This window comes from Myxacorys chilensis (genome assembly GCF_059505265.1).
Genome location: NZ_JCACKG010000238.1, coordinates 1 through 22,166 on the forward strand (window position 1 = coordinate 1; position 22,166 = coordinate 22,166).

The following is a 22,166-nucleotide window of genomic DNA, read 5'->3' on the forward strand; positions in this document are numbered from 1 at the left end:
ACTCTCAAGCTGATCCACAATCTGGTTAGCTCGCTCGGAGTCAAAATCTTGACGTTGCTCCAGCAGACTGACTAATGTATTGCGATCAAACTGCCCGAGACGCTGGCCCAGCGCATCTAAACCCGCTTCTGGATCTTCTAGAAGGGCTTTAAAGTCATGCCCGATCGCGTCTGGGTTGAGTTCCTCTTGTCCTGTCGAGCGCAAATAGTCTTCGACCCGACCTTTAAGATTCTGAGATTGTGTTTCTGATTCAGCCTTCTGAACAGAACTAAAGACCTCATTCCGAATTTCTTCTAGATAGGTTGCCAGATCTTCAATTTGCTTAGGCAGGAAGTCATTCCGCGACGACAACGATTCGATGAAATAGTCGCGATCAATGGACTCTAACTCCTGCCGAATCGCACTTGGATCGGCTTGCGGATCGTAAATCACATCTCGAAATTCTTTCTTGACTGTTTCTCGATTGAGCTTCCAGGTTGGTGAGAACAACAGGTAGTTTTCAAGATCGGCTCGAATCACGCTAAAGGGTTTGCTTGGCTTAGCAACCTGTTGCCCTAACTTACTAGCTTGCTTACTCGCTTGTCCTTGCACGTTGTCTCTCAACTGTTGCAATTGACCAGCAATCTTCTCAACATCGAGATCAGAAAGGTCTGTATTTTTGATGACTTGTCCTAGAAGGGAGGCAAATCCAAATTGCAACGCTCGATTCGTTAAGCTACCGCCCGGCGTGACTGTGCTTGAAACGGTTTTAACAAGCTGATTGAGTTTTCCTGTCAGTTCTTCAGAATTCAAGTCTTCAGGGGTTGCCGATTTCAACACATCCACCAACTGCAAGGCAGCATCTTGTTGCCCCGACTGACTGGTGGCGGTTTGCCAAACACTTTCTAAACGATCAGCAAGCTGATTGATATCTTGTCTCGACAAATCGGTACGATCGCTAATCAAATCAACAAAGGATTGGCGATTAATCGTCTTGAGAAAGTCGCTGTTTGCGATGTCCTTGAGGTCTGACTCTCCCAATATCCTTTCAAACTGATCTCCGATAGTATCGAGATTTAGCTTTGGTAGTTGCAGATTGCTCAGTGAACTCTGAAGTGTCGTCTGAATGCGGTCTGGATCAAATCCTGATGTCAACTCCCGCCGGACTGCTGCCGTAATTTCTTCTGCGGTTGAAACCGCCTGATTTTTTGCAGCATTTACTCCGATCGCGCCTGTAGCAGCACCCATCATGCCTTGAATGCCCGACGTTGCCGTACTGACAAAAGACCCAATCAGCGACCCTACAGCATTAGAACCTAGCCAAACCAGCACGCAGAAGTAAATAGACCACAGCACGACGCCCACGATCGCACCGAGTACTGCACTGCTAACTAAACTTAGCTTTACCGCTAGAAAGCTTGCGGCAAACAGCGAAATTGTCGCTGATAGCAACACAAAAAATCCTAATTTTGTCTCAATGCTACGAACTGCATCGCCAAGGCCATCAGAGTCATCCTCTACACCGGATGGCGTGCCCGGACTGGCAACAAATGCAACCGCAAGATTTGTTAATAGAAATTGGAAAGCAAATGCCATCGCTAACCCTGAAAGCATTGCTAGTAGAAACTGAAAGCCAGAGAATGCGAAATCTTCTTCTAGCGTAAAAATGCCCGTTTCTACTGGAAGCTGCATCAAGGCTTGAGGGCCTACTTTCGATATAGTTTCTAAACTATAGAGCATCATTGTTTTCTCCATTTTGCTAAAGCAAAAGCCTCACACTTCATCTAAAGAGAACGTGAGACGAATGCATTTCCATCAAGGAGTGCTGTCTGACCAATGTCAAAAACACTAATATTAGGGACTCGACATAGGCAGTGTAGAAAATGCTCAACTCGTCATCATCCTTCTAGTGAATAGCTTCAGCCCATCTATAGGAGGATTCTTGAGGTTAAATAGTTCGCACTGAGATGAGTAACCTGCCTTCATTCCCCAATCCAGGATTGGGGCAAGTCTATGTGTAGAGAATCTGTTGAAACCTGCGATTAGCGCAACGCGCAACCTCCAAGAAAAGAAAGCGCTACGCGGACTCTAACAGATCTCAACAAGGCTCGAGGATAGAGTTAGACACAATTGCTCTACATTCTTAACCTATCTAGAATGACCGATCTAAGCTTCAGTGGATGCGGGTTGCAGAACTAGAGCAAGCTTGATGTTGTACTCAGATTCCATGCTGCTTTTCTTGTAGTCTAGACTCCACAGTTCAAGTGCACAGTCGTCCGAAGGGTCAGATGGCTGGATTTGCAGCCGAAGCTCGCGCGAGTCAGAAAGATATTGACACTGCACAGATTGAATTGCGCCAATTTGCCGTCGATCTAAGGCAACAGCTAAGCGGAGTAATGGATATAGTTGCTCTACCACGCGTCGGTGGCGTTTGCTGGTGAGACTGCGATAGTTTTCGTGGCGTTTCTTGGGGCTACTTTTGCGGTGGTAGCGGGCGAGGTTTGCGATCGCTTCGATTTCAATTTCGGTATATCCCAAGAGTTCTGAATTGCGAATTAGGTAGTAGGAATGCTTATGGTGAGAAGAATGGCTGACATAATGTCCGCAGTTGTGTAGAATCGCGGCTGCCCACAGTAGGTCTCGTTCTTCACCCGTCCACTGGTGCAAAACGCCTTGAGTTTGATCAAACAGGCTTAGCGCGAACTCTGCCACTCGCTGACTGTGCTCTAAATTCACCTGAAATTTTTGAGCAGCATTCAGGACATTGCGCTGTCGCACCGAACTCTGATAGCGCAATCGATCTTCGATTAACCCGTGGGCGAGCATCCAATCGACAATAACGCCTTCTCTTAGCGATCGCTCACAGATCACGATGGTGTCAACTTTTAGCAGCGTCATCGCTTCTAGCAAAATCAATGCGCCCGCCAGAATGATTTCTGCCCGCCGATCCGACAAGCCCGGAACGGCTAACCGCTCTGAAAAGCTCATCTTCTTCAATCGACTGACCCATTCGCGCACGTCTTTCTGCGTCATCTCATAGCCGTTGAGCGGCGTAGGCACTGTGCCAAACTTTTCGCGAGCATGGAGAGCCGCTAAGGTTTCAATGGTGCCCGACGTGCCAATCATGCGGGGACGTTCCGACGGCTTTAGGTGCGCTTTGAGTTCGTCAACCGAGCGCTCGAACATGCCGCGAATATGCGCTTGCAAGGTCTGAAATTCGCTGCTGCTAATCGGGTCAGTCGTGATTTTTTCGGCGGTGAGGCGGACGGCTCCAACTTTGGTGCTGCTGAGGGTACGAGGCTCGTGTCCATCGCCCAAAATCAGTTCGGTGGAGCCGCCGCCAATATCAATAATGATGTGGGGCTTGCCCTGAAAATTCATTCCCGACAGCACACCGAGATAGATGCGCCTCGCTTCTTCTACCCCGGAGACGAGATTGATAATCAGTCCGAGTTCGTCTTCGACCCGCTGCAAAAATTCGTGTCCATTCGGAGCTTCCCGAACCGCGCTCGTTGCCACCGCGATCGTTTGTTCGGCATTCAGGCTCTTCGCGACCTCTTGACAGCGTTTGAGCGCCGCGATCGCGCGCTCCATTGCCGCTTCGGTCAGTCGTCCGGTTTGCTCACAAAAATCGCCTAGCCGAACCGTTGCTTTCTCTCTGGCAATAATTGAAAACGCTGGAAGCTCTGGCTGAATTTGAACCACGACCATGTGAATCGAGTTTGTTCCCACATCGATCGCAGCGAGAATGCGGTCTTTGCTCGATGGCAAGGTCGGCAGATTAATCAGACTATTTTTAGGTTCGGAGGAAGAAGTAACCATGACAAGCTCGGTACGCTTTAGATAGGACACGGTGTTCAAACCCGCTATTCTTCTCCAAAGATTGGTGAAGCGTCCGGGCATTGCAGCCGACAAAATTATCTTAAGAGGTTCTAAAACAGTTTCTACGGCAATTCCAGAAAATCCGCCGTATGTCTGACAAAACCAGCTAAATTCTTAAATTAGAGACTCTTTCAATTTAACGTTCTTCTCTATGTTGACTACTCCCGAACCCCCTTGGCGAACGATCGTGCGTCTTCTGCGCTGGCACAAGCCTGAAGGACGGTTGATTTTGATGATTCCGGCGCTGTGGGCAGTGTTTTTAGCGGCACGGGGAACGCCTCCCTGGTTATTGGTCGGTGTGATTGTTTTAGGAACGTTGGCAACGAGTGCGGCGGGCTGTGTGGCAAACGATTTGTGGGATCGCAATATCGATCCACAAGTTGAGCGGACGCGCGATCGCCCGTTAGCCTCTCGTGCACTCTCCCTTAAAGTCGGCGTTGCGGTGGGAATAGTTTCCCTGGTGTGCGCGGCGGGACTGGCGCGGTTTCTCAATCCGCTCACGTTTTGGCTCTGTGTGGCTGCTGTTCCGGTCATCGTGCTGTATCCGGGAGCAAAGCGTGTGTTTCCGGTTCCGCAACTCGTATTGTCGATCGCGTGGGGATTTGCCGTTCTCATTAGCTGGAGTGCCGTGAGTTGCGCTGGAGCGGCGACAACGGCATGTTTGGGTCAGGAAACATGGTTACTGTGGGGCGCAACGGTGCTGTGGACGCTGGGATTTGATACGGTGTATGCGATGAGCGATCGCGAGGACGATCGGCGCATTGGCGTGAAGTCGAGCGCCTTGTTTTTTGGTCAATATGTGTCTCAGGCGATCGCGGCGTTCTATGTTGGCACAGTCGTAGTTTTAGCAAAATTAGGCCTTGTGATGAATCTGAATTGGGCGTTCTGGTTCAGCTTAGGCGTCGCTGCGATCGGCTGGGCATGGCAGTATTACAAATTGTCGCAGCCCACTGTTCCCCATCCTCTCTATGCCCAATTTTTCAAGCAAAACGTTTGGATTGGCTTTATCTTGTTGGCTGGCATGATTGCCGGAGTTTGAGTTCAGCACGAACGTCAGTTATTTCCAGCTTTTTAACAACTTCTGCTGAATGAAATTTGTCTAACGCCACAGGTCAGCCGCTGCGACAACCTCTTACCTCCAACAATTGACCTTGATACAATCGGCTGCACTATCCTGCTACCGTGTGTTTCGGTGGGATGAAAAAACGGCTACGTTTTATGTTTCTCCGACTGTTTCTAACTGCTCCAATAACTGGTGTACTGACAACGTAAGTATCGGTGAATTAGAAAATCCTTGAGTGTCACGGGTGACAATCGCATCTAAATTCTGAGAGACTGCACAGGAAATTTGTACTGCATCCTCAAAATCAGCTAAACCCGATGCAAAAGCTGATTCTAGAATAGTTCGATTTACAGAGCGGACAATCATAACAGTCAGTGTGGTTAAAACTGCTTGTCTTGCTAACTCAATACTTTGAGTTTGTCTACGAGCAATGTAAAAAATGTCAGTGAGGGTGGTGACAGTAACATATCCAACTACTTTTTCGGAGTCAATTTTTTCAAATAAAGTTTCTGCGTTTTGCAGAAATGGCTCTCGTTCTAGCAGGTAATCCAAAGTAATATTGGTATCAAGCAAAACTCTCACTAGAGGTACTTCTCCAATCGGCGTTCTTCCAGCATTGCTTCTACCTGCTCGTCGGACGGCGCTGGTTGATCGGTCTTTAGCAAGCCCTTCATCTGCTTAATAACTCGTGATCGCTCAGGCTGCTGACTTGAATTATTCTGCAAGGATTCAATGATGGACTGGACAAGTTCAAGGCGATCGTTCACATTCAATTGACGAGCTTGCTCTTTAAGGTCTTGCAACGACATAAACAGTACCTCAATCAACACAGTCTTCAGTTTTTAGAAGGATAACTGAAGGATCCTCAGCCTAGGGGTTGCAAGCACTCACACTGGAAAATGGGCTTTCTCAGTCCCCGAACTGATTATAGATACTAGTGGAAGAGAATTCACTACCGAAATTCCCAAACTGATTGTCCAAGGCATCATTGTCAAATTTATTACAGTTGATACAACCTAAAAAGACAATGCCTCACGTTCTATTTCCCGAAGAGCCATAGATTAACAGGGGTGATTCCGCAAGGGCATTGTCTGCAAATAGAAGCAAACTAGCAAACGCAAAAAACCTAAATCTTTTATTAGCCTGATTTTTTGCTGTTTGCAGCGGTGCAATACTCTAACAACGAGAATTCCCCAGCTTCTCGCCCAGGCTGACTATTAACTAATGCCCATTTTAATGCCCGTTGTAGTAGCGGCGGGTTCCTTTGGCATCGATTGCTTCTCCCAATCGTTCTAGGGCATGAACGTAAGCAGCAGTTCGCATTGAGATCGAGCGTGAGTGAGCGATCGTCCAGATGCACTCGGCTTCTTCAATCATCTTGCGTTGAAGCTGTTGATTCACATCTTCAAGCGTCCAATACATGCCATTACGGTTTTGTACCCACTCAAAATAGCTAACCGTAACCCCTCCAGCATTGATCAAAATATCGGGGAAAACGTAAACTCCGTTTTGCTGCAAGATTTGGTCGGCGGCTGATGTAATGGGGCCGTTCGCGACTTCAAAAATCAGTTTTGCTTTGACATCATGTGCGTTTGCGTTCGTAATCTGATTTTCTAACGCAGCAGGAATCAGAATGTCCACATCTAGCGCTAAAAGCTCGGCATTGCTAATCGCATCCTGATCCACAATACTGCAAACCGTGCGATCGCAGTAGACCGCTTTAATGCTACGAGTCGCATCCTTAAATGCTCGAACACTTGGAATATCTAATCCAGTTTTACAATAGATTGCCCCTTGAGAATCGCTCACCGCGACAACTTTGTATCCAGCTTGAAACAGGAGGTCTGCGATCGTAGCCCCAGCATTTCCGAATCCTTGCACAGCAACGGTTGTATTTTGAGGGATGAGATCGAATTTTGGCAACATCGTTTCGATCACAAAAAAAGCGCCCATTGCGGTCGCCGTGTCTCGCCCCAAACTGCCGCCCATGGTAATCGGTTTGCCTGTAACCACACCCGGACTCGATCGGCGTTGAATGATGCTGTATTGATCCATCATCCAGCCCATAATCATCGAGTTAGTGTAGACATCGGGAGCAAGAATATCTACATCGGGTCCGATAAAGTCTGCGATCGCGGCGATATAGCCCCGACTCAATCGCTCTAGTTCTAGTCGCGATAAGGCTTTAGGATTCACAGCGATGCCGCCCTTCGCTCCGCCAAACGGCAGATTCAGCACCGCGCATTTGAACGTCATCCAAAACGCTAATGACTGGACTTCATCGAGAGTTACGCTCGGATGATAGCGCACGCCGCCTTTTCCTGGGCCTCGCGAATCATCATAACGGACGCGATAGCCCTGAAAGACGCTCAGCGAACCATCATCCCGGCGAACCGGAATCGAGACCGTGAGACTAGCTTTGGGATAGCGCAGTGATGCGATCGCGTCATCCGACAGCGACGTGTATTTCAGCGCCTGCTCCAATCGCTGCCCTGCATCTGCCAACAAAGAAATAGACATGTCGTTTTCGTATCTGCCTGGTAAAGACTGACCCAAAATAACAACCTGCCTGAGATTAACCCTAGCCTTCGATGCAAAACTTTATGTCTTGAGTAAACTACATGATCCCCAGCGCGTGCAAGGGGCCATGACCCGACAAGATTTCTGCAATCAGCGCGATTAAACCCAGCATTGCCAGACGACCATTCCAGACCTCTGCTGAGGTGGTCATCCCCCATTCCCAGTTCTCTTGGGGATACATCTTCATGTTTTTCTCTGGGCGAATCACCTCAGAGAAGGCGATCGCGGGGGAGTCTAGCGCGTCGGTTACTAAGTCCGCCAAGTCTTGAATAAACACAGGATGAGTATTAAGCGCTGCCACCCGTTGGAAATGCTCAATCCCTGCTTCTTCTGCAATCTCCCGGTATTCCATGTCAATTTCTTGCAACGTCTCAATATGCTCTGAGACAAAGCTAATGGGAACTACGGCTAAGGTTTGAACATCTTTTGCTGCCAATTCTTTGATCGCATCTTCGGTGTACGGCTGTAGCCATTCCACTGGACCTACGCGGCTTTGATACGCCAATGTGTACTCATTCGGGCGGTTTAGGGTTTGCATAATCAACGCGGTGCAGTCTTCGATCTCATGTTGATAGGGGTCGCCTGCTTCTTCCACGTAGCTTACAGGCACGCCATGAGCGCTAAAGAAAACATGAACACTGTTTGGGTCTGGAGCGCGATCGAGTTCTTGAGCAATTAGATCTGCCATTGCCTGCAAGTAACCCGGTCTTTCGTACCAAGACGGAACAACCGTATAGTCAATCTTTTGAAGAACGGGGTCTTTATCCCAAAGTTGCTCTAGTAGGCGAAAACTCGAACCGCTTGTACTAATTGAAAATTGGGGATAGAGCGGAAGGACAACCAATTTCTCGATGTGATCGCGCTTGATCTGTGAGATCGCTTCTTCGGTGAACGGATGCCAATAGCGCATTCCAACGTACACCGTCGCGTCATGCCCCCCCTGACGCAGCTTTTCTTCTAAAGCGCGGGCTTGCTCCTCAGTAATGCGGCGCAGAGGAGAACCCCCACCAATTTGCTGATAGTTTGCCTGTGATTTTTTAGCTCTTAAAGAAGAAATTAACCACGCTAAAGGACTCTGAAGCCATGAGAACGGCAACCGAATGATTTCAGGGTCAGAAAACAAGTTGTAAAGGAAGGGACGCACATCCTCTAACTTGTCTGGTCCTCCCAAGTTGAGTAACAAAACCCCAATTCGACCCATAGCTACTGAAAGTTCCTTATTTTTCTCAGCTTTGTTACCGATTTTAACAATATTTTCCTCACTTTCTCCGCCAGGTCGAAGAAAGCCTCTAGTAATCTACAAATAATAATGTTAGAAATCGACGCTTTAACTTTACTATTGCCAAATTTATTTACAATTTTGTTTCACAAGACAGGGCGTTGACTCCAATAATAAAGCAAACCTTGACAAATCTTGAGTTGAATGGATGTGAGGCATCCAACGCTGTACGTTAAAGAATCATGGCAGAAATTGACGCTTTAGATGAGAAAATTACCCGACTCAACCAGCGACTCAAAGCGGCGCAAATGGGTCTACAAATTGAGCGACGCGGCACAAAGCTCTGTTTGCGAGGAACACTGCCTCCCCGCCCTGGTAGCGCTAAACTGCGTCCGCACCAACAGCGCCTAAGTTTAGGGCTTCCCGCAACGGCTGCTGGCCTCAAACAAGCCGAACAAGAAGTCAAAATTATTGCAGGTCAACTTTTGCAAGATACGTTTGATTGGCAAAACTACCAAACGTTTTTGGGCGGGAAACGACTAAGTCAGATGAGCTTATCCGAACAGTTAGCCGCCTTTGAGCAGGATTTCTTATCGGAACTGCCTAGGCAACAGAATCCGGCAGCTACTAAGACGACGTGGGATTCAGCGTATGCGCCTTACATTAGGAAACTCGATGCGATCGCGGTTGCTCATCCTAACCTGACGCTGGTAGAAGCCATCTATAAAACGGTCAACTCAACTGCAATACATTCGCGCAGTCGTCAGCTTTGCTGCACCACCCTCAATGCGTTAGCGCAGTTTCTCAAGCTGCCTTTACCGACTGATCTGAAATCTTTAGCCGGAAACTATGGCACGAGCAAGACGCGATCGCGGATGCTGCCAACCGATGAGGAAATTGTCTCCAATTGGGCAAAAATTCCGAATCCTGCCTGGCAGTTTGTTTACGGCGTGATGGCAACTTACGGACTCCGAAATCACGAAGTTTTTTTCTGCAATTTCTCTGGCTTAAGCCGAAATAAAACAGCGATCGGGGACACGATGATCGAAGTATTGCCCACGACAAAAACGGGCAGTCATCAAGTCTGGGCATTCTACCCAGAGTGGATCGACGAATTTGGGCTACGAGACATTCGTCTACCCGAGCTCGAAACCGATTTAACGAAAACAACGCTACAGCGGATTGGTCAGCGCGTTACGGCTCAGTTTCGTCGCTATGAGATTCCATTTTCACCCTATAATTTGCGTCACGCTTGGGCAGTGCGAACTATTCATTTTGGGTTGTCAGATACTGTAGCCGCCAAAATGATGGGTCATTCTGTCGCTATTCATACCCGTACCTACCACCAGTGGATCACAGCGCGAGATCAACAGCAAGCCGTCGATACGGCGCTGAGCGCCAAGCGCTACTCTGAAGAAACCGCAAGGAGGGGAAACTGGAGCTAATCGGACTAAATAACTTGTCAAAGTTAGATTGATAGCTCGATCAAGAATGACGATTGCAAACGTTCTTAAATGAAGTTCAACTTGCCGTTAAACTCATAGTCCTTCGTATCAAAATTCATTCATCCCTGGCTTCTTCATGGCAACCTTCCTCCGTGACCTCAGCTACCGCTATCAATGGCTCTATGACAGCATCTCTCGCCTTGCCGCCTTAACCGTTGGTGGCGAAGCTCGATTTCGGCAGTTGGCATTGCAAGGACTCACGATTGAACCCGAAACAACGGTTTTGGATTTGTGTTGTGGAAGCGGTCAGACCACGGCGTTTTTAGTAGCGCGATCACATCACGTCACCGGACTCGATGCCTCTCCTCTATCAATTCAGCGCGCTCAGCGCAACGTTCCTGATGCCGAATATGTTCAGGCGTTTGCAGAAGAGATACCGCTTGCGAACAACACGTTTGATCTCGTTCATACGAGCGCGGCCATGCACGAAATGGAGGCTGATCAGCTAAAGCAGATTTTGCAAGAAGTCTACCGAGTTCTTAAACCCGGAGGTTACTTTGCAATGGTCGATTTTCATGCTCCAACCAATCCGTTATTCTCGCCTGGATTAGCTGTATTTTTTTGGCTATTTGAGACAAAAACTGCTTGGCAATTGATTCAAACCAATCTTTCAGATGTGATGACAAATATCGGATTCACAAACTGCGATCGCACGCTCTATGCAGGCGGTAGCCTACAAGTCATTCAAGCGCAAAAACCAAGGGCATAAGATTGAATTAAAAAGAGTGCAGCAGACTTAAATCTACTACACTCTTTTGGTTAAGTATAAGGGGTTAGAAATAGAGGGTTAGAAATAGGTGAGAAACATAGTAGGGGATTTGCTTGAGCGGGTCAGAGGAATTATTTCGTCTGGCCTTTGTTTTGCTCATGTGAATAACTTAACGTGTCACCCTAGAGGAACCGACCTATCTTGAGATAGATCGTGATTCAATCAAAAGATGGAATCACAAAATTACTTCTCCTTGCGATCGCAAAGAATTGTAACTACGTTCAATTCACTCTTCGCGTCTTATGATAAAGGTATGATTCACCTGATCTAGTAAGTATCTAGTAAGTGAAAAGTTGACTGTTTATCTTTTTACAGACATTACTAGTAAGGTTGTGATTTCTACCGGCAAAGTATTCGCAAAACTATGTTATGTGGTGTACTCAGCGTTAATCTTCACATAGTCATAACTGAGGTCACAGCCCCAAGCTGTACCTTGTCCAGAACCGTTACCTATACTTACGGAAATCACGACTGGATGATCAAGCGACTGTGCAGTTAAGCCCTCTACGGAAGAGTCCACACTCGCCTCGGCTTGCTGCTTCAAATACTGGTTTGCCGCTTTGCGATCAAACTCCTGTGGTTGTCCGTTCTGTAGAAGCAAGAAGTCGCCAAGCTGAATATTCAGTTCGTCTTGGTTAAACGGCACGCCTGCGCGTCCTGCTGCCCCTGCGATTCTACCCCAGTTTGGATCGCGTCCAAAAATGGCAGATTTAACAAGCAATGATCCAGCGATCGTGCGAGCGACGCGCCGTGCGGCTTCATCGTAAGGCGCGCCCGTGACGCGAACTTCAATCAGACAGGTTGCGCCTTCGCCGTCTCGTGCGATCGCTTTGGCTAAGTGAATGCAAACCTCGGTCAACATCGCCTCTAGCTTTTCGGCTTCAGGCCCCATGTCGGTGATAGCGGGAGTTCGCGATTCTCCATTAGCTAAGGCAATCAACGAATCATTCGTGCTGGTGTCTCCATCGACCGTGATCTGATTAAAACTCTGATCGGCAGCCCGACTGAGCATTTGTTGCCAAAGATGAGGTGAGACGGCTGCATCACAGGTAACAAACGCCAGCATTGTTGCCATGTTGGGATGGATCATCCCCGAGCCTTTGGCAATTCCTCCAATTCTGACCGGGCGATCGCCGATCACCGTTTCGAGCGCAATGGATTTTGTGACTAAATCTGTCGTCGCGATCGCTTTTGCCGCCGCCTCCGAACCTGTCTCACTCACACTTTCTAGCAAATGCGGAATGCTTGAGCGTAACGCATCCATTTTGATGCGTTGTCCAATCACTCCCGTAGATGCCAACAGCACCAGATCAGAAGAAATGTTTAATCCTTGGGCAATCAGTCGAGCGCATTCTTGAGCGTCGATGATGCCGGGAAGACCAGTAGCGGCATTGGCTTGTCCAGCATTACACAGAATGGCGCGAGCCGTAGGCTTAGCTTGTAGCTGTTCGCGGCAGTAATCAACGCAGGCAGCGCGGACATGGCTCGTTGTAAAGACCCCGGCTGCGATCGCATCAACGTCTGAAACAATCAAGGCTAAATCTGGCAAGCCAGAGGGTTTGAGTCCGGCTGTGATGCCTGCGGCTCGATACCCTTTGGGCGCGGTCACTCCCCCAGAAATTTGCGTCCAGTCGCTCATAATGTGTAGCTCGTAGTGTGTGGATGATCATTAGACCAAGCGTCACTTGATGCAAAAAAGCATAGCTTGGAGCGTCGCTGTTTTTAGTATTTTGTTAACGATCCATCACGCTTTAAATCTGTTTTTGTGATGCAATTCGCGGCCAATCAAGCGTGCGATCGCGGTAGCCGTCGCAACTCTAATGCTCGTCTTCTGCCTGCCCAATCCAATCGTCCATTTCACCCAAGGAACTGCATCCTGTCACCTCCATCAAGGTTTGCAAGAGTGACTGATCCCGCTTCTCCCACTCGGCAAAAATGGTATTCCGTTCATCTTCGGGAGGAAAGTACTTGTAAACTCGCGGGCCTCCACGACGCCCATCGGTTGCCACATCGCGGCCTGTACACGTCAGTTTGACGCCAATTTTACTGAGCAACGCCTGAGAGATTGCCATTGGTGCTTGCTTCTCAGTTACAGTAATGCCAAACAAAGTTTTTACGTCTTCTCGACACTCTAATGCGCGTGCCGCAATAAATTGAACTAAGTCATCAGTGGCTCGAATTTTCTCATTGGGTGTGAGAAACTCCAGCACTCGGAAGGTTCTTAATGCTTCTACTTGTGCTGTTAGTAATTTCACATCTTGTAGTGAAATTTTTCCATTACCCCGCTCAAGATGATCTTCTAGCTCTTGCATATCATGCAGCCGTACATAATCTGGATCGTGAGTTAGGTAATAATGCAATCGCAGTTGCGCATACCAACCATTATCATCTTTGAGCTTTAGTTCGGGCGTAACATGGGTGGTTGCATAGCGTTTTTGCAATTCATGCTTGCATTTGCTATTGCGTCGCTGAGTCGTTTGATGAATCTGTTCTTTAATGTCGCTGTATTCTTCAGGCGTAATTTCTGGAGAATCGGAGACTGCGATCGCTTCGGCAGTTTGGTTGCGCGTCCGAATCGCTGCCACGAGTTGAGCCACCTGTTCTGCGGCTTGAGCATCGTGCCGCCAGCCCAAAAACTCAAATCCTGGAACCTGTAACGTACCATTTGCTAGATCTTGCTGCATCTGCTCGGTCGCTTGCCCCAAAATCTTTTCTACATCATCGGTGACAACAGTTACGGTATGACCTTCGAGCCGCAATCCGCGTCGCAACTCTTGCCGATAGCGCCATAACGAAGCATTCACTCGCGCTGCCATTTTTGCCCATGTCCGCAGTGCGATCGGATCGCTTTGTTCGTCCAAATCGAAATCAACATCCTTGAGCAGTGAAATATTGTAGCGAACCGCTTTTGTCATCGATTGAGCCACATCACGGTAGTTACAGCTTCCGTTGCCGATTTTGCCGTGTCCAAAGTGGGCTGCCCAAACATAGCGGGGAACCGCTTCTCGGACTCTCGCTAAGGCTTGACGAGATTCAGAATCGGGCGTCACGCCTTGAAAGATGCCAAATACTGCTTTGAAATGTCCGCGTACATCAATCGAAACGCCAGTACCAATGGTAGGAGTCGCAAGAACAACATCATAATCAGAAATAACATCGTTAATGCGCTCGACAATACGATAGGCAGCATGATCCGGATCAGAAACGGTTTCGCTATCAATTCTCAAAATCCGTTTGCTGGGAAATTGCAGCCGTAGATACGTTTCTAAATTCTTAGAACTCCATCGCCCCCGCACCTTCTGAGAATCAAGACAAACAAACGCTGCACCTGTTGCTAGAACTTGCTCCATTCGCGCTAACAGAGGCGACGGATTTTTGGTGTCATACAGAGACACATCCCAAGCAACATCAGGCTGCCATTGGTTAACAACCAGCCAAGGCGTAATTGGAACCTCTGACAAGCTTTTGAGGTAGTCAACGCTAGCATCCGATAAGTCGGCATCTTGCGCCACAATTAGACCACCCGTTGAAAAAACAACATCTGCTAATTCTTTCAGCGTTTCTAAAATTTTGACCCGCTGCATATAGCAGGTGGCGCTATTGAGGGCGTGCCATAGCACTTGTTCCACTTCGTCGAGAATGACGATCGCACCTTCCCACTCTTCGGGGTTAAATCGCGCTTTTGAATTGGGATGAAGCGAGTCGATACAAAGTCCATATCCACTGACGCCTTGGTTCTCGGACTCTTGCAGTTCTTCTAGCCACCCCAAACCCAAGCTCTGGCAGATAGCTTTACCAAGCTGAATCCGATGGGTAATCACAAGGACTTTACGATCGGCTCCATCGGGTTGCTGCGAAGCACTAATTGTTTTCTGGATTAAGTGTTGCAGTGCTGTGGTTTTACCAGTGCCCTTTGCACTCTTGACACAGGCTAAACCCGATTCTGGATACGGTAACTCACCCAAAAACGGTTGATTGAGCGTAACGCTAGGTGTGTGAGTTAGCATCCACAGCCGGGATGCTTGCCAAAACTCTAGCTCGATTGCTGTGTCGTATAGCTTATTAAATTCAATCGGATCATGAGCGACAACAAAATCGTCAACGCCTTTTTCGGGTCCTGGTAAATTGATGATCTTAACAACGCACCCTGTATTGGTTAACAGTTGTCCGAGCCGGGATGTTGCCAAAAAGATATGCTGTAGGGTTTTCGGCTTCGTTTCATAGTCAAAACAGATGTACACCGATCGTTCTGCTGTTGCAAAGAATGCCAGCTCTGCGATCAGTTGGCGCGTCTCACGGCGGTAGCCGCTAAAAATTCCGGGCAGCGCGATCGCAGCATAGCCCAGACTCAGCAAGCATCCCGCTTTTTTTTCACCCTCGGTTAGCGTGATTGGAATATTGGTTTTCCAAACCCATTCCCAAAAGTTAGAGTACTCGTGTTCCGCCTTGTCAATCTCTATTCCATACCGGTTCGCAACTTGCACCCAAATATGGCGCGGAACGTCCAGCAGAACGAGACGGCTCGAACCCTTACCTAGCGCAGGGCTGAGATATTTTGCAGGCTTATTTTGCCGATCAAACACAGGAGTATCGGCATCTGGCTTAAACCGTCCCCAATACATGCGCTGCCAGTTGTTGAACGGATCGAGTCCGCTCACCCACCAACCACGCATCGTTTCTCTTGCTTGCGGCCCAAAGCGAGTCACTTTCCAGTTCAGGGCTTCTGCGATCGGGTAGGACACTTCACGGGTAAACGGATCGATCCCCGTATCGTGCAATGTCCGCACATTGAGCCGAATGATTGCGGGGTCAACGCCGCTCGATCGCCATTCCTGCTCATGGCTAGCATCTAGGGGCGAGTAGGTTAGCTGAGCGTTCGCCGAAATTTGAATCGCTGAGATTTGAATCGCTGAAAGTGCTCCCGCAGGAGCAATGAGGCTTGAAACCATCAGTGTCTCCTGGGGTTAAACGTAAAATTGACAGCAAAAATAGGGGACTAGCGCAGAGCTAGAACACTTGATAGAATTTTTGAACATAGAAATCAATCCCAATCTGATTGGGAATTAAGGTTGATTGTGACCCCTTGGGCTGACTGTGGTAGGGACGCTCAGGGGGTCTTGCTTATGCTGTGAATATGGGGTGTTAAGCAGACCACACTAGATTGGGGCATTTTGAACTTGTGGTAGAAAGTCCAGATTGCCTGTTGATCTCGTGTGCTGCTTGCCCAATGAAAATCGAATGAATCAAAGTTGATAAAGTTATTGCGCCTCGAATGGTGGTAGACATCCTCGACGTTGTGAGAGATTAACACTGCAAAATCTAGATCGACAAGGGGGTAAAATCGACTATACGCAGAAGTTACAGGACTAAGATCCGACAGTGTTACAGGGCAAGAACAGACGCCAGAGTTGCAGGCTTGCAAGCTGTTTCTGCAAAAAAAATTCCGAACGATAAAGCCTAATGTTCGAGAAGTGACGTCAAGAAATCAAGGATGCATTTAGCTCTAAAGGCGCAGCTTCTAAAGGAAGTGCTCCACACTCTTCCAAAAGGATTTGGTGTCGCATTTCAAGCTAAAATTGGACGCCAGCGTTACAGAATAGGCAAGCCGACAGAAGTGCGCGGAGAGACATAATCTGCGCTAAAGTTACAGGCTGAAATTAAACGCTGAAGTTACAGGCAATAGTGCGAAAATCATACGATAGCGTTACGGCAGAATTGAGCTCGACTTCTACATCTGGGGAATGAATCGAAGGTTTAGGCTCTAATCCCCTAGATATAGCGTCTAACCTCTAGACAAAATCGAAAGGGTGAGGCACTATATGTGGGGTCTTCAGTTCTAAGCCTCTGATTACAGACGGCTCATAACTGACCCTGATTCTTCACCCCCGTTGTTCCAAGTAATGAAAAATGTAGAAGCGACTTTTCCAGTTGATAGCCAATTGCTGATGGTGTTGCCCCGTGCCAGTGCATCAATTCGGCATCCCGACGCTGGAATACCTACGTTGCGATCAGATGCTGACGGCTACTATTTGGAACTGCGTGTCGAGGCGGACAGAACAGATGACAGCGAACTGGCGCTGACTCGCCGCGTGCCGCTCGAGAATCTTTCTGCGGAAGAATGGGAAGACCTGAAAGCGGAATACGCTAAACTCGATTGGTCAATTTGTGCGACAAAGGGCGTTAGTAACGGACTTGAGAAAATTCAGGATCGCAAAACTCAGCGTTTATTTATGGCGCTGATTACGTTTCTCAATCCGCGTCAGGTGTCAATTGTGTTGTACCTCTATAAACTAGCCGCGCAGCAAGGAACAGGCCCGATTGTCACGTTTCGCTCGAACGATTTGTTGGAGAGTCTAGGATACACTCGCACCAAAGATGGAGGATTTGCCTCAAAGCTGCGATCGCAACTCAATTGCGATTTGGTGAACCTTCATAGAACAGAATTAGTATTAGCCCAATCGTTTAGAAAGAACCATCAAAATCGCGCCGCTAAGGTGATGATCAAGAGCATTTTACGCATCAAAGATTATGAAATTGATCATGTTCCACGCGATTTTGATCTCGTCAAAGCCGCCGATTACACTTATGAACTAGCAGATTCTTACACTATTTCCCTAGAGTTCTTCGATGGTCCTGCTCGAACGGGGGACTGCGTTTTCTTCTCTAATAGCTTCGACATTACTCAAAAGCTAGGCAGTAGTGCGAAATCAGATTACAAAACAAAACTATTGGTCTACTTAGCGAGTCGAATGAAGTGGGACACGCTACACGAAGGACAGTTTGTTTCGATTTCTAAAAAATATTTGTTTAAGAACTTAGACTTATTTGGGAGTAATTCTTCTCGAAATAATCAAATCTTTTGGCGTACCGTCGATGAACTAACGCAAGACGGCTACATTTTTGGAGCGCAAGAACTGCCGGGAAAAAACAAAATTTCAACTATTCAATTCCAGATTAACGTCGCCAAACTGAAATGTGCGTGAAGCAGCCTATCTAGAACACTCTGGGTCTAAAACTTCTGCCTAAAACTAAAGATGCGATCGCGGCTTTTCTTCACGCGATCGCATCTTTAGTTTTAAGTAGTAGCTTCAAAAATTAATTGCGAGACCCACCGCGCTTTCTCTGCTTATGCTTTGCTAAAGCTTTGCGCTTCCGTTTCTCAATTGGCGTCTCAAAAAAGCGATGTTTCCGCATATCGGGGAAAATTTCTGCTTTAGAAACTTCACGCTTAAATCGACGCAAAACAGAATCAATTCTTTCGTCTTCACCTGGAATAACTTGCGGCATCCTTTTCTCCTTACGAATCGACGTAGGTTTAGTCTAGACTCAATTCAGCGATCTAGCAAAACCTTTTAATAAAAAAGGCAGACAAGGCGTCTGCCTTCAAGACTTTAAGTGAAACAGTCTATAGGGTCAACCGTAACCAAGAATCTCGCCTGCCAAGTAGCGAACAGCGCTTCAACAGGCGGTATAGATTCCTAATAACGGCGTCCGCCGCCACCACCGCCACCGCGGTTTTGATTTGACCAGCCACCGCCGCCACCGCCCGAAGGACGCTCTTCACGGGGTTTTGCCTTATTCACTTTGAGATCGCGACCCATCCATTCTGCACCGTCTAGTGCTTCAATGGCAGCCGCCTCTTCTGCATCGGTCTCCATCTCGACAAACGCAAAGCCGCGCATACGACCTGTTTCTCGATCGGTCGGTACTTGAACCCGTTTAACGGTTCCATATTCTGCAAATGTCTGACTCAAGTCATCTTGCGTGACTTCGTAAGACAGATTGCCCACATAAATTGACATGAAATGGCTCCAGAATCAGAGGTGTGGAGAGTTAGATTCGGAGAGACGCCTATAAAACGAATTACACAGCCGAAAATAATTCTTCACCTTAACCGTAGCACAGAGATCAAGGCATCTCAAGTGCGGATAAAAATTTCGTAACATTTGCAATTTTGCCAGAACAATTCTTAGGCTCACTGGCACTTTTAGAATAGCAGCCACTTTGTATCATCACGAACTCTTTTGGAGCTTTTTCTAGACAAATTACGGCAATTTCTTTGTGAATCTCAAGAAAACCTGAAAGACATGCGATGATCGCTTTGCAAAATGTCAGAACATACCACCATTTTGCTAAAGGTCGAATGCGTGCAGTTGTTGTAAATCCATCCGTTACTGGGCGGCTTGCGATCGCTGAGGTCGATCGTCCGGTTCCGCTCCCATCAGAAGCGCTCATCCGAGTGGTTGCCCTTTCGCTCAATCGTGGGGAAGTCCGCCGCTCTCAGTCTGCTGAAGCGGGTTGGCGACCTGGTTGGGATTTAGCAGGTACGGTGGAGGTGGCGGCAACAGATGGGTCAGGGCTACCAGTGGGAACGCGAGTGGTAGGATTTGTGCCATCTGGAGCTTGGGCAGAATTTGTCGCGGTGCCCACCGATGCGATCGCAGCGCTGCCAGATTCGGTTGACTTTAAAACCGCCGCGACCCTGCCTGTAGCTGGATTAACAGCGCTACATGCGTTAGAGCGTGGAGGTTGGCTACTCGGAAAATCCGTTTTAATCACTGGCGCATCGGGAGGCGTCGGGCATTTTGCGTGTCAACTAGCAGAGTATGCGGGCGCAACCGTGACGGCTCAAGTTCGCAGTCCTGATTTGATCGAGTTTGTCGAAACGGCGGGCGCAAAACAGGTAATTATTGGTAGTGAAGGCACGGATTTTGCTCAATACGCACCGTATGATCTGGCTCTAGATTCGATCGGGGGCGAGGTTTTACCTTTGGTGCTAGAAACGCTAGCGATAGATGGAACATGTGTGACGTTCGGGGCGACCGCTGGCTCAGAAGTAACGTTTAACGCCTCTCGTTTTTATGGCAGAGGTGGCTTGAACTTATACGGATTCATTCTGTTTCACGAACTGAAAAAACAGCCTGCTTCGGTTGGCTTGACGCGCCTTCTAAAGCTCGTTGCTGAAGGGCTTTTGGTTCCTCACATTGCTCTAGAAGCCTCTTGGACAGACATTGCAGAGGTGGCACAACAACTGACCGAGCGGAAGTTTTTGGGCAAAGCGGTTTTGTCGGTGGATTAGAACACGTTAATTAACGTGAATTTGAGATAAGACGAGATGTGTTAGAGCGGGTTGGGTGGCGTTGCCACAATTCGGGGGACTTTCCCCCGCGCCCCCGCTCGTCAGGAGACGGAAGCCGTCCCCCGACACCCCCTCGCTAAGGGAAATAAGAGGGGACGGGTGGAGAAGCGATCGCGGTTGGAGCGTAGCCTTGGCACGGATGGCTTAACCCGAATTGACGTTATTGAGAATAATCAATTCATTTGGTGCCCAAAGCGCCGCATCAGAGTTGAGCGTTTACAGGCCGTCAAGTCATACCTCCAGTTGTGCTTGAGGTAGTCTAACAACGCTTCAATTCCGGACTGGTTTGAGGCGGATTTGTTGAAATTGGGGGTTGGAGGTTAGGTCATAAGTGATTGCTCATGGGTCATCGACGTTAGCAGCGGCAAGCGGACAATTAGGGTTGCGCCCTGTCCTTCGCCTGCACTTTCGGCATGGATTGTACCGTTGTGGAGTGTGACTAAGTGGCTAGCGATCGCTAGCCCTAACCCTAACCCATTCTCTGAATCGGAATCTCTGGATTGACGGAAACGATCGAATATATGAGGCAGAAAATCGGCGGCAATCCCAATACCCGTATCGGTGACCCGAATTTCGGCATAAGCGGCATCTGGAGAACGGTTATCGTCAGTCACTAACAGTTCAACAGCAACGCTGCCTGATGTTGGAGTGAATTTAATGGCGTTGGATAGGAGATTGCAGATAACTTGCTGGAGGCGATCGCGATCACCCATCACCACCGCATTAGTCATTTGGACTGGATCGGTGATTCCCCACCACACCAGGCCAATTCCTTTTGCTTCAGCGAGATGGTGGACAGTGGCGATCGCAGTCTCGATTACGGCTTCTAATTCGATGGGTTGAATCTTCAACCGGAGCTTGCCTGTGGTGATTCGAGAGATATCCAGCAAGTCTTGCACCAATTTGGCTTGTAGCGTCGCGTTACGCTCGATGGTGTCCAGCGCTTTGGTCAACATGGATGGACTGGGTGGACTAGTTCGCAGCAAGCGTGTCCAACCCAAAATCGAGACTAGGGGAGTGTTCAGCTCGTGGGAAACCGTTGATAGCAGTTCATCCCTTCTGCGGATGTTGGTTCTTGCCTGATGCAGCGCCTCCCCTCGCAATTGTGCCATCTGAAGATGGGCATTGACGCGAGATACCAGTTCTTGCGCCGAGAAGGGTTTGATCAGGTAGTCGTCTGCTCCGGCTTCTAGTCCTTCGACGATCGCTTCTTCTCCGGCACGAGCCGAGAGCAAAATGATGGGAACTTCTTTGGTGCGGGGGTCTGCCCGCAATGCCTGAAGCAACTCGAAGCCATCTAGCCCTGGCATCATCACATCACTCAGGATCAGATCGGGCACTTGCGATCGCGCCGCCGCCAGTGCCACTCCTCCATCGGCAACGGCTTCTACGTGGACATATTCGCTCAGGATGCGGGTCAGGTACTCTCGCATATCGGCATTATCATCAACCAGGAGAACGCGGGGTTTTGAAGGATGAAGGATGAGGGAGGTCTTCGACCCGCTTCGCGAGGAGGGATGAAGGGCGGTTTCTGATTCATCATTTACCCTTCCGTCTTCATCGTTTTCAGGGAGCCACCGCTCTGCCGCTTTGACATAAAGGGTTGCATCGATCGCGGTTGAGGCTAGGGTGCGGGTTAGCTGGATGCGATCGCCTTCATCCTGAAGGCGATCGCTAGGTAGGTGTTCTTTGCCCAAAGGAAGGGCGATCGTAAAGCAGGTTCCCTGTCCTACAGTGCTGCTCACGTCGATCGTGCCGCCATGTAGTCGGACGAGTTCATTCACTAGGGCTAGACCAATTCCTGATCCTTCATTCGTTCGTGCTTGGGTGCCTCGCACCTGATAGAACCGCTTAAACAGATGAGGCAATTCATCGGGCGGAATCCCAACGCCTGTATCCCGCACTTCTAGAACAACGTGGGGGAATGAGGGTGACGGTTTGACCTCTGATCTCGATACTCCGAGTTCCAAGCTTGAAGTTCCGAGTTCCGAGCTTGAAGTTCCGAGTTCCGAGCTTGAAGTTCCGAGTTC

Annotated in this window: 16 protein-coding genes; 5 read left to right on the plus strand and 11 right to left on the minus strand. The window is 48.6% G+C overall.

All coding sequences use genetic code 11. The annotated features are described in order from the left end of the window. Both AC5JLB_RS24460 and AC5JLB_RS24465 read right to left on the minus strand, forming a co-directional pair. Positions 1 to 1,722, minus strand: a 1,722-nt coding sequence (locus tag AC5JLB_RS24460; RefSeq protein WP_495876439.1) for a YrzE family protein, incomplete at its 3' end; no start/stop codon positions are given. 423 nt (positions 1,723 to 2,145) lie between these two features. Beyond that, the gene (locus tag AC5JLB_RS24465) at positions 2,146 to 3,801 is read right to left on the minus strand and encodes a Ppx/GppA phosphatase family protein (RefSeq protein WP_495876440.1); all 1,656 of its coding nucleotides are present in this window, start codon (positions 3,799 to 3,801) and stop codon (positions 2,146 to 2,148) included. A gap of 211 nt (positions 3,802 to 4,012) precedes the next feature. On the opposite strand from AC5JLB_RS24465, the gene AC5JLB_RS24470 reads away from it, so the two are divergent. After that, on the plus strand, positions 4,013 to 4,900 hold the full coding sequence (locus AC5JLB_RS24470) for a 4-hydroxybenzoate solanesyltransferase (protein WP_495876441.1): 888 nt from the start codon (positions 4,013 to 4,015) through the stop codon (positions 4,898 to 4,900). 177 nt (positions 4,901 to 5,077) lie between these two features. On the opposite strand, the gene AC5JLB_RS24475 is transcribed toward AC5JLB_RS24470, so the two are convergent. The 4 genes from AC5JLB_RS24475 to hemH form a co-directional block, all read right to left on the minus strand. Beyond that, entirely contained in the window at positions 5,078 to 5,506 is a 429-nt protein-coding gene (locus AC5JLB_RS24475) for a PIN domain-containing protein (RefSeq protein WP_495876442.1), read from the minus strand. Further along, complete coding sequence (locus AC5JLB_RS24480) at positions 5,506 to 5,733, minus strand: hypothetical protein (protein WP_495876443.1); 228 nt, start codon at positions 5,731 to 5,733, stop codon at positions 5,506 to 5,508. The genes AC5JLB_RS24475 and AC5JLB_RS24480 overlap by 1 nt, the downstream gene beginning before the upstream one ends. Positions 5,734 to 6,157: 424 nt before the next feature. Next, a complete protein-coding gene (locus AC5JLB_RS24485; protein WP_495876444.1) occupies positions 6,158 to 7,444 on the minus strand; it encodes a Glu/Leu/Phe/Val family dehydrogenase in 1,287 nt (428 codons plus the stop codon). A 97-nt stretch (positions 7,445 to 7,541) separates the two neighbouring features. Then, positions 7,542 to 8,705 carry a ferrochelatase gene (gene hemH, locus AC5JLB_RS24490; RefSeq protein WP_495876445.1) on the minus strand — a complete coding sequence of 388 codons (1,164 nt, stop codon included), beginning with the start codon at positions 8,703 to 8,705 and terminating at the stop codon, positions 7,542 to 7,544. A 260-nt stretch (positions 8,706 to 8,965) separates the two neighbouring features. On the opposite strand from hemH, the gene AC5JLB_RS24495 reads away from it, so the two are divergent. Further along, positions 8,966 to 10,168, plus strand: a complete 1,203-nt coding sequence (locus AC5JLB_RS24495) for a site-specific integrase (protein ID WP_495876446.1) — start codon at positions 8,966 to 8,968, stop codon at positions 10,166 to 10,168. 136 nt (positions 10,169 to 10,304) lie between these two features. After that, positions 10,305 to 10,937: a class I SAM-dependent methyltransferase gene (locus AC5JLB_RS24500; RefSeq protein ID WP_495876447.1), complete on the plus strand. Its 633-nt coding sequence runs from the start codon at positions 10,305 to 10,307 to the stop codon at positions 10,935 to 10,937. A gap of 427 nt (positions 10,938 to 11,364) precedes the next feature. Here AC5JLB_RS24500 and argJ read toward each other — a convergent pair whose 3' ends face one another. Continuing rightward, positions 11,365 to 12,636 (minus strand): bifunctional ornithine acetyltransferase/N-acetylglutamate synthase, encoded by a 1,272-nt coding sequence (gene argJ / locus AC5JLB_RS24505; RefSeq protein ID WP_495876448.1) that lies wholly within the window; start codon positions 12,634 to 12,636, stop codon positions 11,365 to 11,367. A gap of 178 nt (positions 12,637 to 12,814) precedes the next feature. Beyond that, entirely contained in the window at positions 12,815 to 15,946 is a 3,132-nt protein-coding gene (locus tag AC5JLB_RS24510) for a plasmid replication protein, CyRepA1 family (protein ID WP_495876449.1), read from the minus strand. A 951-nt stretch (positions 15,947 to 16,897) separates the two neighbouring features. Between AC5JLB_RS24510 and AC5JLB_RS24515 the strand changes: the two genes are divergently transcribed. Then, on the plus strand, positions 16,898 to 17,980 hold the full coding sequence (locus AC5JLB_RS24515) for a hypothetical protein (RefSeq protein WP_495876450.1): 1,083 nt from the start codon (positions 16,898 to 16,900) through the stop codon (positions 17,978 to 17,980). A 112-nt stretch (positions 17,981 to 18,092) separates the two neighbouring features. Here the strand turns inward: AC5JLB_RS24515 and rpsU are convergent, their stop codons facing one another. Then, positions 18,093 to 18,284 (minus strand): 30S ribosomal protein S21, encoded by a 192-nt coding sequence (gene rpsU / locus AC5JLB_RS24520; RefSeq protein ID WP_495692458.1) that lies wholly within the window; start codon positions 18,282 to 18,284, stop codon positions 18,093 to 18,095. A 191-nt stretch (positions 18,285 to 18,475) separates the two neighbouring features. Next, on the minus strand, positions 18,476 to 18,799 hold the full coding sequence (gene rbp / locus AC5JLB_RS24525; protein ID WP_495692459.1) for an RNA-binding regulator: 324 nt from the start codon (positions 18,797 to 18,799) through the stop codon (positions 18,476 to 18,478). Between the two features lie 341 nt (positions 18,800 to 19,140). Here rbp and AC5JLB_RS24530 point away from each other — a divergent pair, with 341 nt between their 5' ends. After that, positions 19,141 to 20,076, plus strand: coding sequence for a zinc-binding dehydrogenase (locus AC5JLB_RS24530; RefSeq protein WP_495876451.1), 936 nt, complete (start codon positions 19,141 to 19,143; stop codon positions 20,074 to 20,076). 380 nt (positions 20,077 to 20,456) lie between these two features. Here the strand turns inward: AC5JLB_RS24530 and AC5JLB_RS24535 are convergent. Next, positions 20,457 to 22,166 (minus strand): hybrid sensor histidine kinase/response regulator (locus AC5JLB_RS24535; RefSeq protein WP_495876452.1); only part of this gene is annotated, 1,710 nt, incomplete at its 5' end.

Coding starts and splice junctions, on each gene's coding strand:
- AC5JLB_RS24465 (WP_495876440.1), bottom strand. CDS start 3,801: ATGGTTACTTCTTCCTCCGAACCTAAAAATAGTCTGATTAATCTGCCG.
- AC5JLB_RS24470 (WP_495876441.1), top strand. CDS start 4,013: ATGTTGACTACTCCCGAACCCCCTTGGCGAACGATCGTGCGTCTTCTG.
- AC5JLB_RS24480 (WP_495876443.1), bottom strand. CDS start 5,733: ATGTCGTTGCAAGACCTTAAAGAGCAAGCTCGTCAATTGAATGTGAAC.
- AC5JLB_RS24485 (WP_495876444.1), bottom strand. CDS start 7,444: ATGTCTATTTCTTTGTTGGCAGATGCAGGGCAGCGATTGGAGCAGGCG.
- hemH (WP_495876445.1), bottom strand. CDS start 8,705: ATGGGTCGAATTGGGGTTTTGTTACTCAACTTGGGAGGACCAGACAAG.
- AC5JLB_RS24495 (WP_495876446.1), top strand. CDS start 8,966: ATGGCAGAAATTGACGCTTTAGATGAGAAAATTACCCGACTCAACCAG.
- AC5JLB_RS24500 (WP_495876447.1), top strand. CDS start 10,305: ATGGCAACCTTCCTCCGTGACCTCAGCTACCGCTATCAATGGCTCTAT.
- argJ (WP_495876448.1), bottom strand. CDS start 12,636: ATGAGCGACTGGACGCAAATTTCTGGGGGAGTGACCGCGCCCAAAGGG.
- AC5JLB_RS24510 (WP_495876449.1), bottom strand. CDS start 15,946: ATGGTTTCAAGCCTCATTGCTCCTGCGGGAGCACTTTCAGCGATTCAA.
- AC5JLB_RS24515 (WP_495876450.1), top strand. CDS start 16,898: ATGAAAAATGTAGAAGCGACTTTTCCAGTTGATAGCCAATTGCTGATG.
- rpsU (WP_495692458.1), bottom strand. CDS start 18,284: ATGCCGCAAGTTATTCCAGGTGAAGACGAAAGAATTGATTCTGTTTTG.
- rbp (WP_495692459.1), bottom strand. CDS start 18,799: ATGTCAATTTATGTGGGCAATCTGTCTTACGAAGTCACGCAAGATGAC.
- AC5JLB_RS24530 (WP_495876451.1), top strand. CDS start 19,141: ATGCGTGCAGTTGTTGTAAATCCATCCGTTACTGGGCGGCTTGCGATC.